We start from the raw sequence: 13,128 nt of genomic DNA, 5'->3' as shown, positions 1-13,128 counted from the left end.
TATGTCATCTTCCCGTCCCGGTTTCGGCTGCAGCTGGTTGCCCTATGCGCTGGTGCTGCCGCAGCTGCTGATTACCGCCGTCTTCTTTTTATGGCCCGCCGGCGAAGCGCTGTGGTATTCGGTGCAGAGCCTCGATCCGTTCGGCCTGTCCAGCCAGTTTGTCGGGCTGGATAACTTTAAACAGCTGTTCCAGGATCCTTACTACCTCAACTCGTTCTACACCACGCTGATCTTCAGCTTCCTGGTGGCCGGCATCGGGCTGGCGGTTTCGCTGTTCTTCGCTGCGCTGGTGGACTACGTGCTGCGCGGCAGCCGCCTCTATCGCACGCTGATGATCCTGCCCTACGCGGTGGCGCCGGCGGTGGCGGCGGTGCTGTGGATCTTTCTGTTCAACCCCGGTCTGGGGTTGATCACCCATTTCCTCAACGGTCTGGGCTATAACTGGAACCATGCGCAAAACAGCGGCCAGGCGATGTTCCTGGTGGTGCTGGCCTCGGTATGGCAGCAGATAAGCTATAACTTCCTGTTTTTCCTCGCGGCGCTGCAGTCGATCCCGCGTTCGCTGGTGGAAGCGGCGGCCATCGACGGCGCCGGCCCGGTGCGGCGTTTCTTCCATCTGGTGCTGCCGCTGATCGCGCCGGTGAGCTTCTTCCTGCTGGTGGTCAATCTGGTGTACGCCTTCTTCGATACTTTCCCGGTGATCGACGCCGCCACCGGCGGCGGGCCGGTGCAGTCCACCACCACGTTGATCTACAAGATCTACCGCGAAGGCTTCGCAGGGTTGGATCTCTCCAGTTCCGCCGCGCAGTCGGTGATCCTGATGTTGCTGGTGATCGGCCTGACGGTGATCCAGTTCCGCTTCGTTGAACGTAAGGTGCGCTATCAATGATTGAGAATCGACGCGGGCTGGATGTCTTCAGCCATGTGATGCTGATTATCGGCGTGCTGGTGGTGCTGTTCCCGCTGTACGTGGCCTTTGTCGCCGCCACGCTGGACGACAAGCAGGTGTTTCAGGTGCCGATGACGCTGGTGCCCGGCGGGCACCTGTGGGAGAACATCCGCAATATCTGGCAGGGCGGCGTGGGCAACCTCAAGGTGCCGTTCTCGCTGCTGCTGCTCAACAGCGTGATCATGGCGCTGGCGATCACCTGCGGCAAGATCGCGGTGTCGGTGCTGTCGGCTTACGCCATCGTGTATTTCCGTTTCCCGCTGCGCAGCCTGTTTTTTTGGCTGATTTTCCTCACCCTGATGCTGCCGGTGGAAGTGCGTATTTTCCCGACGGTGGAGGTGATCTCCAACCTCAACCTGCTGGACAGCTATACCGGCCTGACGCTACCGCTGATGGCCTCGGCCACCGCCACCTTCCTGCTGCGCCAGTTCTTCATGACGCTGCCGGATGAGCTGCTGGAGGCGGCGCGCATCGACGGCGCCGGGCCGATGCGTTTCTTCTGGGACATCGTGTTGCCGCTGTCGAAAACCAATCTGGCGGCGCTGTTCGTCATCACTTTTATCTACGGCTGGAACCAATATCTGTGGCCGCTCCTGATCACCAGCGACGCTTCGATGGGCACCGCGGTGGCGGGCATCAAGAGCATGATCTCCACTTCCGGCGCGCCGACCCAGTGGAACCAGGTGATGGCGGCGATGATTCTGACTTTATTGCCACCGCTGGCGGTGGTGCTTCTGATGCAGCGCTGGTTTGTGCGCGGTCTGGTTGATAGCGAGAAATAACGACGATGGCAGGATTAAAACTACAGGCGGTCACCAAGTCTTACGACGGTAAAACGCCGGTGATCAAACAGATCGACCTCGACGTGGCGGACGGTGAATTCATCGTGATGGTCGGCCCGTCCGGCTGCGGCAAATCCACGCTGCTGCGGATGGTGGCTGGGCTGGAGCGCACCACCAGCGGCGATATCTATATCGATACCCGGCGCGTGACCGATCTGGAACCCAAGGATCGCGGCATCGCGATGGTGTTCCAGAACTACGCGCTCTATCCGCACATGAGCGTGTACGACAACATGGCTTATGGCCTCAAGATCCGCGGTTTCGGCAAGGAGCATATCCGCCAGCGGGTGGAGGAAGCGGCGCGCATCCTGGAGCTGGAGCCGCTGCTCAAGCGTAAACCGCGCGAACTTTCCGGCGGCCAGCGCCAGCGCGTGGCGATGGGGCGCGCCATCGTGCGCGAACCGGCGGTGTTCCTGTTCGATGAACCGCTGTCCAACCTGGACGCCAAGCTGCGGGTGCAGATGCGCCTGGAGCTGCAACAGTTGCACCGCCGTCTGAAAACCACCAGCCTGTACGTGACTCACGACCAGGTGGAGGCGATGACGCTGGCGCAGCGGGTGATCGTAATGAACAAGGGCGTGGCGGAGCAGATCGGCACCCCGAGCGAGGTGTATCAGCGGCCGGCTTCGCTGTTCGTCGCCGGCTTTATCGGCTCGCCGGCGATGAACCTGTTGCCCGGCACCCTGAGCGCCGACGGCGGCCAGCTGCTGCTGGCGGACGGCATGACGCTGCCGTTGCCGGCGGCCAAGCCGCAGTGGGCGGGGCGGCCGTTGACGCTGGGCATTCGGCCGGAGCATATTCAGCTGGTGGCGCAAGGCCAGGGCGTGCCGCTGCAGCTGCAGACGCTGGAACTGCTGGGGGCCGACAATCTGGCGCACGGCCAGTGGGGCGGTCACGGGGTGATCGCGCGGTTGTCGCATGAAACCTTGCCGACGGCGGGCAGTACGCTATATTTGCAGCTGCCTGCTCAGGCGCTGCACTTCTTTGACACCCACAGCGGATTACGGATGGATTGATGACGAGACCCTGGCCTTACCCTCATATCGTTGCCCACCGCGGCGGCGGTTCTCTGGCGCCGGAAAATACCCTGGCGGCGATCGACGTCGGCGCGCGCCACGGCCACAAGATGATCGAGTTCGACGCCAAACTGGCGCAGGACGGACAAATTTTCCTGCTGCATGATGATACGCTGGATCGCACCAGCAACGGCTGGGGCGTGGCGGGCGAGCTGCCGTGGGATAAGCTGGTGCAGCTGGACGCCGGCAACTGGTACAGCTCGGCCTTCAAGGGCGAGCGGCTGCCGCTGCTGTCGGAGGTGGCGGAACGCTGCCGGGAACACGGCCTGATGGCCAATATCGAGATCAAACCGACCACCGGCAGCGACGATGAAACCGGCCGGGTGGTGGCGCTGGCGGCGCGGCTGCTGTGGCAAGGGCAGACCGACCCGTTGCTCTCCTCCTTCTCGGTGGAAGCGCTGGCGGCGGCGCAACGCACCGTGCCGGATTTGCCGCGCGGCTTGCTGCTGGAGGACTGGGACGACAACTGGCGCGAGCTGACCGAACGTCTGGACTGCGTCTCGCTGCATATCGACCACAAGGCGCTGACCGCCGAGCGGGTGAAAGCGTTGAAAGACGCCGGTCTGCGCATTCTGGTGTATACCGTTAACCAGCCGGACCGCGCGCGCCTGCTGCTCGACTGGGGCGTTGACTGCATTTGCACCGACCGGATAGATTTGATTGGCCCGGAGTTCTAATCCGGCGCCGATGAATCCTGCGACGACAAGCCTTGCCGCCGCACCACCGGAAGGAATGCGATGCCAGGCTTTATGATGTCACTGTGGCACCAGATCGTGCTGTCATTACCGCTGTTCGTCCTGATCGCGTTGGGTTATGGGCTGATTCGCTGGGGGAAATGGCCCACCAGCATCACCGATGGCCTGACGCGCTTTGTGTTTTCCCTCGCCTTGCCCGCCATGCTGTTTCGCATGATGTGCGACTTCTCGCAGCGCCCGGCGGTCGACGCCCGGCTGCTGATCGCGTTCTTCGGCAGTTGCCTGATCGTGTTCGTGCTCGGCCGTCTCGTCGCCCGGCACCTTTTCCGGCTGGATGGCGTCGCCGGGTCGGTGTTTGCGCTGGGCGGTATTTTCTCCAATAACGTGATGCTCGGTTTACCGATCGCCAGCGTGATGCTGGGGGAGGCGGCGATCCCGTCGGTGGCGCTGGTGCTGGTGTTCAACGGCCTAATCCTGTGGACGCTGGTCACGGTGTCGATCGAATGGGCGCGCAACGGCTCGCCGACGCTGGGGGGCTTTGCTAAAACCGCGCGCAGCGTGCTGACCAACCCGTTGATCGTCGGCATCCTGTCCGGCACGCTGTTTAGCCTGACCGGCCTGCCGCTGCCGGACTTCGTCGATCGGCCGGTCAGCATGCTCGGCCAGGTGGCGGCGCCGCTGTCGCTGGTGGTGCTTGGCATGGGGCTTGCCGAGTACCGCATCAGCGAAGGCTGGCAACTGAGCAGCGCCATCTGCGTGCTGAAGTTGCTGGTACAGCCGTTGGTGATTTGGCTGCTGGCCTGGATGATGGATCTGCCGCCGATGGAGACCCGCGTGGTGGTGCTGCTGGGCTCAATGGCGGTGGGGGTGAATGTCTACCTGATGTCGCGCCAGTTCAATACGCTCACCGGCCCGGCCGCCACCAGCCTGGTGATGTCCACCGTGCTGGCGGCGATCACCACGCCGCTGATCCTCACCGTTATGGGCGTGCGGGCGTAGCCGGCAGCGGGGCCTGCGGCACCGCCGGCGCGGTACGGTTGAACGGATCGCGCGGCTGGTTGCCGTTAGGCAGCAACTGGCCGCCGTTCGGCGTGGTTTGCAACAGCTGTTGCCGTTGATTGTCGAACTGGCGCTGCTGTTGCAGGCGGCGTTGATCCATCTGCCGGTTGTTCAACAAGCGCTGTTGCTGCGCCTGTTGGCTGTTTTGGTTGAGAAGCTGCTGCTGTGAACGCAGATCGGTTACGCCGTTGGCCGCTGCAGCCAGGCCGGGCAGCAACAGCAGAGCGAACAGAATGTGAGAAGTTTTCATGATGGTTACCTCGCTTTTTTATTAAGCCTAACCCAGCGGTGAAATTTTGCTGGTAGTTTGTATTTCGTTCAAATGTAAACCGCCTTTTCGCCAACGCGGTGCCCATCTTCCGTTACAATCGCCCTTTCGGTCTTTTTAGGGTGAACCCATCGTGCTGCTTTTGGTTATAACCACCATTCTGTGGGCGTTCTCTTTCAGCCTGATCGGCGAATATTTGGCGGGCCATGTCGACAGCTGGTTCTCGGTGCTGATGCGCATCGGGCTGGCGGCGCTGGTGTTCCTGCCGTTCCTGCGCTGGCGCAACATCAAACTCAAGGTGATCCTGCTGTATATGCTGGTGGGCGCCTTCCAGCTGGGCATCATGTACCTCATCAGCTTCCGCGCCTATCTCTATCTGACGGTGCCGGAGTTCCTGTTGTTCACCGTGCTGACGCCATTGTACATCACGCTGATCTACGACTTGCTGAGCGGCCGTCGCCTGCGCTGGGGCTACGCCTTCAGCGCGCTGCTGGCGGTGCTGGGCGCGGCGATCATTCGCTATCACCAACTGAGCGAACATTTTTGGTGGGGGCTGTTGCTGGTGCAGGCGGCGAACATCAGCTTCGCCATCGGCATGGTCGGCTATAAGCGCCTGATGGAAGTGCACCCCTTGCCGCAGCACACCGCCTTTTCCTGGTTCTACCTGGGGGCGGCGGCGGTGGCGGTAGTGGCCTGGTTCCTGTGGGGCAATCCGCAGCAGCTGCCAACCACCAATCTGCAGTGGGGCGTGCTGATCTGGCTGGGCGTGGTGGCGTCGGGGCTGGGTTACTTCATGTGGAACTACGGCGCGACGCAGGTCGATGCCGGCACGCTCGGCATCATGAACAACATGCATGTGCCGGCCGGCTTGTTGGTCAACCTGGCCATTTGGCAGCAGCAGCCGCACTGGCCGAGCTTTATCCTCGGTGGGGCGGTGATCGTCGCTTCACTGTGGGTGCACCGCCGCTGGGTGGCGCCGAAACAGCTCGGCTAAACGGGGGCCGGCAGTTTACACGCCTGCCGCCAACGCTTTGGCGCCGGTCGCGCCGGGGCGTGCCGCGTCGCGCACGAACGGCAGATGATCGCAGGCGTGCTGGCGGGCCGAGCGGATAAAGGCTTCGGTCACCGCCTGGCGCTGTTCGCCGTCGCGCACGGCGGCGTACAGGCGGCTCCACAGGCCGTCACCCAGGGTTTTGGTCACCACCAGCCCCTGCCGTTCGAAACTTTCCACCACCCAGTGCGGCAGCGCCGCAATCCCCATCCGCGCCGAGACCATCTGGATCAGCAGCAGCGTGTTATCGACGTTCTTCAACGCCGGGTTGACGCCCGCCGGCTGCAGGAAATGCCGCCAGATATCCAGCCGCTGGCGCTGCACCGGGTAAATCAACAGCGTTTCATCGCTCAAGTCTTCCGGCTCGATGTGCGGCTTGCCGGCCAGCGGATGATCCGGCGCCAGCACCAGACGCACCTCAAAATCGAACATCGGCGAATAGTGCAGGCCGCTGCGCGGCAGGATATCCGACGTCATCACCAGATCCAGCTCGCCCTGTTGCAGGGCCGGCTGCGGGTCGAAAGTGACGCCGGAGGTGAAGTCCATCACCACCTGCGGGAAACGCTGGCGGAAGTTGTCCAGCGCCGGCGTTAGCCACTGAATGCAGCTGTGGCATTCGATGGCGATGCGTAGCGTGGTTTGATGCGGCTCGTGGCAGGCCTGCAGCGCCTGCTGGATCTGCGGCAGCACCTGTTCCGCCAGCTGCAGCAGGATCTCGCCCTGGGCGGTGAAGCGCAGGGGCTGGCTTTTGCGCACGAACAGCTTGAAGCCCAGACGTTGCTCAAGATCGCTGAACTGGTGCGACAGGGCAGACTGCGTCTGATGAAGTTGGGCCGCCGCCCCCGCCAACGAACCGCTGTTGCGCAGAGCCTGCAGCGTCCGTAAATGTTTCAGTTCGATCATGAGAGTCCTTCACATTGACAGTGAATAAATTGCGCTTGTGGTTAATACAGTACCTGCTGATTATGGATGTGTAAACATCTGGACGGCTAAATGGGGAATATGACGATGGCAATTTTGAATCACACACTGGGTTTTCCTCGCGTTGGGCTACGACGTGAGCTGAAAAAAGCTCAGGAAAGCTACTGGGCCGGCAACTCAACGCAGGAAGAGCTGTTGGCGGTTGGCCGCGAGCTGCGCGCTCGTCATTGGCAGCAGCAACGGCAGGCCGGGGTGGATTTGGTGCCGGTCGGCGATTTCGCCTGGTACGATCATGTGTTGACCACCAGCCTGCTGGTGGGCAACGTGCCGGCGCGCCATCAGAATGCGGATGGCTCTATTGATCTGGACACGCTGTTCCGCATCGGCCGTGGCCGCGCACCGACCGGCGAGCCGGCGGCCGCGGCGGAAATGACCAAATGGTTTAACACCAACTATCACTACATGGTGCCCGAATTCCAGCAAGGCCAGCAGTTCAAGCTGGGCTGGACCCAACTGCTGGACGAAGTGGACGAAGCGCTGGCGCTGGGGCATCACATCAAGCCGGTGCTGCTTGGCCCGGTGACTTATCTGTGGTTGGGTAAAGTGAAGGGCGAGCCGTTCGACCGCCTGTCGCTGCTGAAAGAGATCCTGCCGGTTTACCAGCAGGTGCTGGCGGAGCTGGCGAAGCGCGGCGTCGAGTGGGTGCAAATCGACGAACCTGCGCTGGTGCTGGAGCTGCCGCAAGCCTGGCTGGACGCCTTCAAACCGGCGTATGACGCGTTGCAGGGACAGGTTAAGTTGCTGTTGACCACGTATTTTGACAGCGTCGGCCACAACCTCGACACCATTCGCACGCTGCCGGTGCAGGGGCTGCACGTCGATCTGGTCGCCAGCCATGACGATATCGCCGCGCTGAGCGCCGCATTGCCGCAAGACTGGCTGCTGTCGCTGGGCGTGATCAACGGCCGCAACGTTTGGCGCGCCGATCTGAGCCGCTGGTTCGAACGTCTGCAGCCGCTGGTGGGGCAGCGCCCGCTGTGGATCGGCACCTCCTGTTCACTGCTGCACAGCCCGATCGATCTGAGCGTGGAAAGCCGTCTGGACGAAGAAGTGAAAAGCTGGTTCGCCTTCGCCCTGCAAAAATGCGCCGAGCTGGCGCTGTTGAGCTCGGCGCTGAACGCGCCTGACGCGACGAAACAGGCCGAGCTGGACGCCTACAGCGCGCCGATCCGCGCCCGTCGCCAGTCGAACCGCGTGCATAACCCACAGGTTGAGCGCCGTCTGGCCGCGATCACCGCGCAGGACTGCGAACGCCGCAGCGCGTACGCCGAGCGCGCCAGGGCGCAGCGCGAGCGTTTCAAGCTGCCGGCCTGGCCGACGACGACCATCGGTTCGTTCCCACAGACCACCGAAATCCGCGGCCTGCGTCTGGACTTCAAACAGGGCCGTTTGGACGGCAGCAACTACCGCACCAGCATCGGTGAGCACATCAAACAGGCGATCGTCGAGCAGGAGCGTCTCGGGCTGGACGTACTGGTGCACGGTGAAGCCGAGCGCAACGACATGGTGGAATATTTCGGTGAGAACCTCGACGGCTTCGTGTTTACCCAGAATGGTTGGGTGCAGAGCTACGGTTCCCGCTGCGTGAAGCCGCCGGTGATCATCGGTGACGTCAGCCGCCCGGAAGCCATTACCGTCGAATGGGCCAAATTCGCCCAGTCGTTGACCGACAAGCCGGTGAAAGGCATGTTGACCGGGCCGGTGACCATCCTGTGCTGGTCGTTCCCGCGTGAAGACGTGACCCGCGAAGTGATCGCCAAGCAGATTGCGCTGGCGCTGCGCGACGAGGTGGAGGATTTGGAAAAAGCCGGCATCGGCATCATTCAGATCGACGAACCTGCGCTGCGCGAGGGGCTGCCGCTGCGACAATCCGACTGGGCCGCCTACCTGAACTGGGCGGTGGACGCCTTCAAATTGAACGCCGCCGTGGCGCAGGATGACACCCAGATCCACACCCACATGTGTTACTGCGAGTTCAACGACATCATGGACTCCATCGCCGCGCTGGACGCCGACGTGATCACCATCGAGACCTCGCGTTCCGATATGGATCTGCTGGAAGCCTTCAAAGAGTTCGAATACCCGAACGAAATCGGGCCGGGCGTCTACGATATCCACTCGCCGAACGTGCCGAGCGTGGAATGGATCGAAGCGCTGCTGCGTAAAGCGGCGCAGAACATCCCGGCGGAACGCCTGTGGGTCAACCCCGATTGCGGCCTGAAAACTCGCGGTTGGCCGGAAACCCGGCAGTCGCTGGCCAACATGGTATTGGCGGCGCAGCGCCTGCGCGAGCAAGCGTGATGCCGTGCGGCGGGTAAACCGCCGCAGATAGATTTACTGGTGTGATGATTGGGCGCTTCGGCGCCCTTTTTTATGCGAGGAGGATTACTTGACGCCGTGCTGGGCGAACCACGCCAGCATGCGCTGCCAGCCGTCTTCCGCCGCTTCGGCGTTGTAGCTGGGGCGATAGTCGGCGTTGAATGCGTGCCCGACGCCAGGATACACCACGATTTCGGCATCGGCGTTGGCGGCGCGGATCGCCTGACGCATGTTTTCCACCGTATCCAGCGGAATGCCGCTGTCCTGCCCGCCATACAGCCCCAGCACCGGCGTTGACAAGTGCGTGGCGACATCGACCGGATGCTTCGGCGAATTCAGCGTTTTTTCACCCACTAGTTTGCCGTACCAGGCGACGGCCGCTTTTAACTGCGGGTTGTGCGCCGCGTACAGCCAGGTAATGCGGCCGCCCCAGCAAAAACCGGTGATCGCCAGCTTGCCGGCGTCGCCGCCGTGGCGGATAGCCCAGTGCGCGGCGTGATCCAGATCCGACAGCACCTGACGATCCGGCACCTTGGTCACCAGCTGCTGGAACAGCTCGCCGATATCGGTGTAGTCGTTGGCGTCGCCCTGGCGGAAATAGAGCTCGGGGGCAATCGCCAGATAGCCCTGTTTGGCCAGACGACGGCACAGATCCTGAATATGTTCATGGACGCCGAAGATTTCCTGCACCACCAGCACGATGGGGAAGGGGCCGTTGTGGTCGGCGGGTTTGGCGACGTAGGCCGGCAGCGCGTCTCCCTGGGAAGGAATAGTCGTTTGCCCGGCGTGAATGCCCTGTTCATCGGTGATAATCGCGGAGGCGGCTACCGGCGCGGCGGCCGGGGCGAATCCTCCCTGAGCCTGTTCTAATGTCATCACATGTTCGGTTTTCATTGCGGTCTCCGTGCAATAGAAAAAAGCGCTGAGATTAACTATAGGAAAGATTACCCATTATTGGCGCTGCGTGGCGCACTTTCGGACAAGTCGATAAAAAACGGCTAATTATCTGGCTTTACGGCATTTTTAAGCGCTTTTTATCATGTTATTACGCGTTTTGGCCCGCGTAAGTGCCATAAGGTGCGTTAGAGGGCTTTTTTGTCCCTAAGCAACCGATAAGATGGGGGTATTTCGAATTGATGAGCTAAATAGTTTCAGCCGGCAATCAACGGGCAGGGAGCGGCAAGGTTTGTCGGCTAGACTGAGGTTTAGCGGTGCGTTCTGGATGCCTTATAGTGCTTTTTTTGTGATAAAAATCACAAAAAATATGTAGCATGTAATTTGTTTCTCTTTTCATAGTGACTATCGTCACGAAATTAAGCGGCGATTTTCAGTAGAGTGCTTTTTTGTTCCTCCCAATAAACATGATCCATGAGGAGTCTCGTATGTCTCAGTCTGATGTTTTTCATCTCGGCCTCACCAAGAACGATTTACAAGGGGCCCAGCTTGCCATCGTGCCGGGCGATCCGCAGCGCGTAGAGAAAATTGCCAAGCTGATGGAAAATCCGGTGCATCTGGCCTCCCATCGTGAATTCACCACCTGGCGCGCAGAGCTGGATGGCAAGGCGGTGATCGTCTGCTCCACCGGCATCGGCGGCCCGTCTACCTCTATCGCGGTGGAAGAGCTGGCGCAGCTGGGCATCCGCACCTTCCTGCGTATCGGCACCACCGGCGCCATTCAGGCGAACATCAACGTCGGCGACGTACTGGTGACTACGGCAGCGGTACGCCTCGACGGCGCCAGCCTGCACTTTGCGCCGATGGAGTTCCCGGCGGTCGCGGACTTCGCCTGCACCACCGCGCTGGTGGAAGCGGCCAAAGCCAGCGGCGCCACCACCCACATTGGCGTGACGGCTTCTTCCGATACCTTCTATCCGGGCCAGGAACGTTACGATACCTACTCTGGCCGCGTGGTCAGCCGTTTCAAAGGCTCGATGGAAGAATGGCAGGCGATGGGCGTGATGAACTATGAAATGGAATCCGCCACGCTGCTGACCATGTGCGCCAGCCAGGGCCTGCGCGCCGGCATGGTGGCCGGGGTGATCGTTAACCGCACCCAGCAAGAGATCCCGAACGCCGAGACCATGAAAAACACCGAAAGCAAAGCGGTGCAGATCGTGGTGGACGCCGCCCGCCGTCTGCTGTAATCGCCTTCCCTCAATGGGCCGCCGACGCGGTCCGTTGAGATTGATGACAAACCTCATGCCATTGCCCGGTTTGCAGAAAGCAGCGGATAACAAACAGGGAAAATCAATTTATTGAGTTTCGGCTGATAACCACAAAGGAGGAAAAACCGCGTTTTTTCCTCCTTTGTCAACGGACTGAACGGGCCGCCGACGCGGTCCGTTTTTCCATTCGCGGCTAATCTGTTACGGTGATACTCCTCAGCGCTGCGCCGATGGCTGCCGCGCGTTGTCAGAACAAAAACAACGAGGACGTTTATGACCGCCCAGATCCTGCTTCATCCTTCGCTTGCGCCGCTCGACGGCGGCATTAACTTCCGTGACTTCGGCGGCAACGGCGTGGCCGACGGGCGCCGCATCAAACGCGGCCTGCTGTTCCGCTCCGGTTCTCTCGAGCGGCTGACGGAAAACGACTGCACTTTCCTCGCTGGGGTGCCGGTGCGTTCGGTGCTGGACTACCGCGATGCCGACGAAGTGCAGGCCAAACCGGATATTCTGTGGAATGGCGCCGACTATCACCACGTGCCGGCCAACCCGCTGAGCAGCGAAGTCAACGCCAACCTGGAAAAGCTCACCAACGAAACGCTGGCCGCTTTCGACGCCCGCGCGTTCATGCTGGAGCTGTATCGCCGCCTGCCGTTCGGCAATGCGGCCTATCAGCGGTTGGCGCAGCTGTTGAGCAACCCCGGCGGCGGCGCAATCGTGCAACACTGCGCGGTCGGCAAGGATCGCACCGGGGTCGGTTCGGCGCTGGTGCTGTTCGCGCTGGGGGCCGACGAAGCGACGGTGCTGGAAGACTATCTGCTGACCGAAACCACGCTGGCCGCTTTCCGCGAGCAGATGCTGGATCAGCTGTCTATCAAGTTGAATGCGGCGGCGCTGGAGCAATTCGCCTACGTGCTCAGCGCGCGCGAGGAGTTCCTGATGACGGCGCTGGGCTGCATCCGCCAGCAATACGGCTCCACTGACCGCTGGCTGGAAGCGGAATACGGCCTGGGCGCGGCCCAGCGCGAAGCGCTGCAGGCGTTCTACCTCGAGTAAATTGCCGCGCGTTTAGCCGGGGTTTAACTCGCCCCGGCTTATCCTAGGCGGCGAACCATCGCGTATCAGGAGCCCCGCATTGAGCCTCAATGACGTTATTAACTGGGTCAGCGACGTCGTGCGTCAGCACGAAGGCTGGGCCATTCCCATCATCTTCTTCCTGGCGTTCGGCGAGTCGCTGGCGTTTTTGTCGCTGCTGCTGCCGGCCACGGTGATCCTGCTGGCGCTGGGCGCGCTGATCGGCGAAAGCGGCATCGCCTTTTGGCCGATTTGGGCCGCCGCCGCCGCCGGGGCGTTTTTCGGCGACTGGCTCTCGTACTGGATCGGCTACCACTATCAGGATCGGGTGGCCCATATGTGGCCGCTGTCGCGCAATCCGCAGCTGCTGGCGCGCGGCCACGCCTTCTTTGAGCGCTGGGGCGTGCTGGGCATTTTCATTGGCCGCTTCTTCGGCCCGCTGCGCGCCGTGGTGCCGCTGGTGGGGGGCATTTGCGGCATGCCGCAGCGCTACTTCCAGTTGGCCAACGTCACGTCGGCGATGATCTGGGCGTTCGGCATTCTGGCGCCGGGGGCGTTCGGCATCAAGTGGCTCAGCCAGTGGCTGGGCTGATTTCTCGCTAAATTGCGCAGCGCCGCGCAATATTGTGCGCGGCGGGCAAAATCAGGC

At 61.7% G+C, this 13,128-nt stretch carries 13 protein-coding genes; 10 read left to right on the top strand and 3 right to left on the bottom strand.

Annotated elements, in window-relative coordinates; all coding sequences use genetic code 11:
- The first annotated feature begins 1 nt into the window (after position 1).
- Genes ugpA through ITX55_RS21275 form a run of 5 tightly spaced genes read left to right on the top strand, consistent with a single transcriptional unit; the run spans position 2 to position 4,561 of the window.
- Positions 2 to 889 (top strand): sn-glycerol-3-phosphate ABC transporter permease UgpA, encoded by an 888-nt coding sequence (gene ugpA, locus ITX55_RS21295; RefSeq protein ID WP_223085369.1) that lies wholly within the window; start codon positions 2 to 4, stop codon positions 887 to 889.
- Positions 886 to 1,731 carry a sn-glycerol-3-phosphate ABC transporter permease UgpE gene (gene ugpE / locus ITX55_RS21290; protein WP_042783464.1) on the top strand — a complete coding sequence of 282 codons (846 nt, stop codon included), beginning with the start codon at positions 886 to 888 and terminating at the stop codon, positions 1,729 to 1,731. Before ugpA ends, ugpE begins: the two co-directional genes overlap by 4 nt.
- A gap of 5 nt (positions 1,732 to 1,736) precedes the next feature.
- Positions 1,737 to 2,807: a sn-glycerol-3-phosphate import ATP-binding protein UgpC gene (locus tag ITX55_RS21285; protein ID WP_043137521.1), complete on the top strand. Its 1,071-nt coding sequence runs from the start codon at positions 1,737 to 1,739 to the stop codon at positions 2,805 to 2,807.
- Positions 2,807 to 3,544, top strand: coding sequence for a glycerophosphodiester phosphodiesterase (gene ugpQ, locus ITX55_RS21280; protein ID WP_015376295.1), 738 nt, complete (start codon positions 2,807 to 2,809; stop codon positions 3,542 to 3,544). The genes ITX55_RS21285 and ugpQ overlap by 1 nt, the downstream gene beginning before the upstream one ends.
- A gap of 60 nt (positions 3,545 to 3,604) precedes the next feature.
- Complete coding sequence (locus tag ITX55_RS21275; protein WP_042783466.1) at positions 3,605 to 4,561, top strand: AEC family transporter; 957 nt, start codon at positions 3,605 to 3,607, stop codon at positions 4,559 to 4,561.
- Here ITX55_RS21275 and ITX55_RS21270 read toward each other — a convergent pair.
- A complete protein-coding gene (locus ITX55_RS21270) occupies positions 4,542 to 4,871 on the bottom strand; it encodes a hypothetical protein (protein WP_016929457.1) in 330 nt (109 codons plus the stop codon). The genes ITX55_RS21275 and ITX55_RS21270 overlap by 20 nt on opposite strands.
- 151 nt (positions 4,872 to 5,022) lie before the next feature.
- Between ITX55_RS21270 and ITX55_RS21265 the strand changes: the two genes are divergently transcribed.
- On the top strand, positions 5,023 to 5,883 hold the full coding sequence (locus ITX55_RS21265; RefSeq protein WP_033652651.1) for a carboxylate/amino acid/amine transporter: 861 nt from the start codon (positions 5,023 to 5,025) through the stop codon (positions 5,881 to 5,883).
- Between the two features lie 15 nt (positions 5,884 to 5,898).
- Here the strand turns inward: ITX55_RS21265 and metR are convergent, their stop codons facing one another.
- Positions 5,899 to 6,843, bottom strand: coding sequence for an HTH-type transcriptional regulator MetR (metR, locus tag ITX55_RS21260; RefSeq protein WP_016929455.1), 945 nt, complete (start codon positions 6,841 to 6,843; stop codon positions 5,899 to 5,901).
- A gap of 90 nt (positions 6,844 to 6,933) precedes the next feature.
- Between metR and metE the strand changes: the two genes are divergently transcribed.
- The gene (gene metE / locus ITX55_RS21255) at positions 6,934 to 9,222 is read left to right on the top strand and encodes a 5-methyltetrahydropteroyltriglutamate--homocysteine S-methyltransferase (RefSeq protein WP_223085366.1); all 2,289 of its coding nucleotides are present in this window, start codon (positions 6,934 to 6,936) and stop codon (positions 9,220 to 9,222) included.
- 84 nt (positions 9,223 to 9,306) lie between these two features.
- Here metE and ITX55_RS21250 read toward each other — a convergent pair whose 3' ends face one another.
- The gene (locus tag ITX55_RS21250) at positions 9,307 to 10,134 is read right to left on the bottom strand and encodes a dienelactone hydrolase family protein (protein ID WP_033652652.1); all 828 of its coding nucleotides are present in this window, start codon (positions 10,132 to 10,134) and stop codon (positions 9,307 to 9,309) included.
- 488 nt (positions 10,135 to 10,622) lie between these two features.
- Between ITX55_RS21250 and udp the strand changes: the two genes are divergently transcribed.
- From udp to ITX55_RS21235, 3 genes are all read left to right on the top strand, one after another.
- A complete protein-coding gene (gene udp / locus ITX55_RS21245) occupies positions 10,623 to 11,384 on the top strand; it encodes a uridine phosphorylase (protein WP_004934432.1) in 762 nt (253 codons plus the stop codon).
- 294 nt (positions 11,385 to 11,678) lie between these two features.
- The gene (locus ITX55_RS21240) at positions 11,679 to 12,461 is read left to right on the top strand and encodes a tyrosine-protein phosphatase (RefSeq protein WP_046898862.1); all 783 of its coding nucleotides are present in this window, start codon (positions 11,679 to 11,681) and stop codon (positions 12,459 to 12,461) included.
- Positions 12,462 to 12,540: 79 nt separating this feature from the next.
- Positions 12,541 to 13,071 carry a DedA family protein gene (locus ITX55_RS21235; RefSeq protein WP_004934438.1) on the top strand — a complete coding sequence of 177 codons (531 nt, stop codon included), beginning with the start codon at positions 12,541 to 12,543 and terminating at the stop codon, positions 13,069 to 13,071.
- Positions 13,072 to 13,128: the final 57 nt, after the last annotated feature.

The sequence above is a fragment of the Serratia sp. EWG9 genome, assembly GCF_019913725.1.
Lineage (GTDB): Bacteria > Pseudomonadota > Gammaproteobacteria > Enterobacterales > Enterobacteriaceae > Serratia > Serratia ureilytica.
This window is presented reverse-complemented; position numbering and strand designations above follow the sequence as displayed.

Excerpts from the sequence above, each read along its gene's own strand:
- ugpA (WP_223085369.1), top strand. The coding sequence starts at position 2 with ATGTCATCTTCCCGTCCCGGTTTCGGCTGCAGCTGGTTGCCCTATGCG.
- ugpE (WP_042783464.1), top strand. The coding sequence starts at position 886 with ATGATTGAGAATCGACGCGGGCTGGATGTCTTCAGCCATGTGATGCTG.
- ITX55_RS21285 (WP_043137521.1), top strand. The coding sequence starts at position 1,737 with ATGGCAGGATTAAAACTACAGGCGGTCACCAAGTCTTACGACGGTAAA.
- ugpQ (WP_015376295.1), top strand. The coding sequence starts at position 2,807 with ATGACGAGACCCTGGCCTTACCCTCATATCGTTGCCCACCGCGGCGGC.
- ITX55_RS21275 (WP_042783466.1), top strand. The coding sequence starts at position 3,605 with ATGCCAGGCTTTATGATGTCACTGTGGCACCAGATCGTGCTGTCATTA.
- ITX55_RS21270 (WP_016929457.1), bottom strand. The coding sequence starts at position 4,871 with ATGAAAACTTCTCACATTCTGTTCGCTCTGCTGTTGCTGCCCGGCCTG.
- metR (WP_016929455.1), bottom strand. The coding sequence starts at position 6,843 with ATGATCGAACTGAAACATTTACGGACGCTGCAGGCTCTGCGCAACAGC.
- metE (WP_223085366.1), top strand. The coding sequence starts at position 6,934 with ATGGGGAATATGACGATGGCAATTTTGAATCACACACTGGGTTTTCCT.
- ITX55_RS21250 (WP_033652652.1), bottom strand. The coding sequence starts at position 10,134 with ATGAAAACCGAACATGTGATGACATTAGAACAGGCTCAGGGAGGATTC.
- udp (WP_004934432.1), top strand. The coding sequence starts at position 10,623 with ATGTCTCAGTCTGATGTTTTTCATCTCGGCCTCACCAAGAACGATTTA.
- ITX55_RS21240 (WP_046898862.1), top strand. The coding sequence starts at position 11,679 with ATGACCGCCCAGATCCTGCTTCATCCTTCGCTTGCGCCGCTCGACGGC.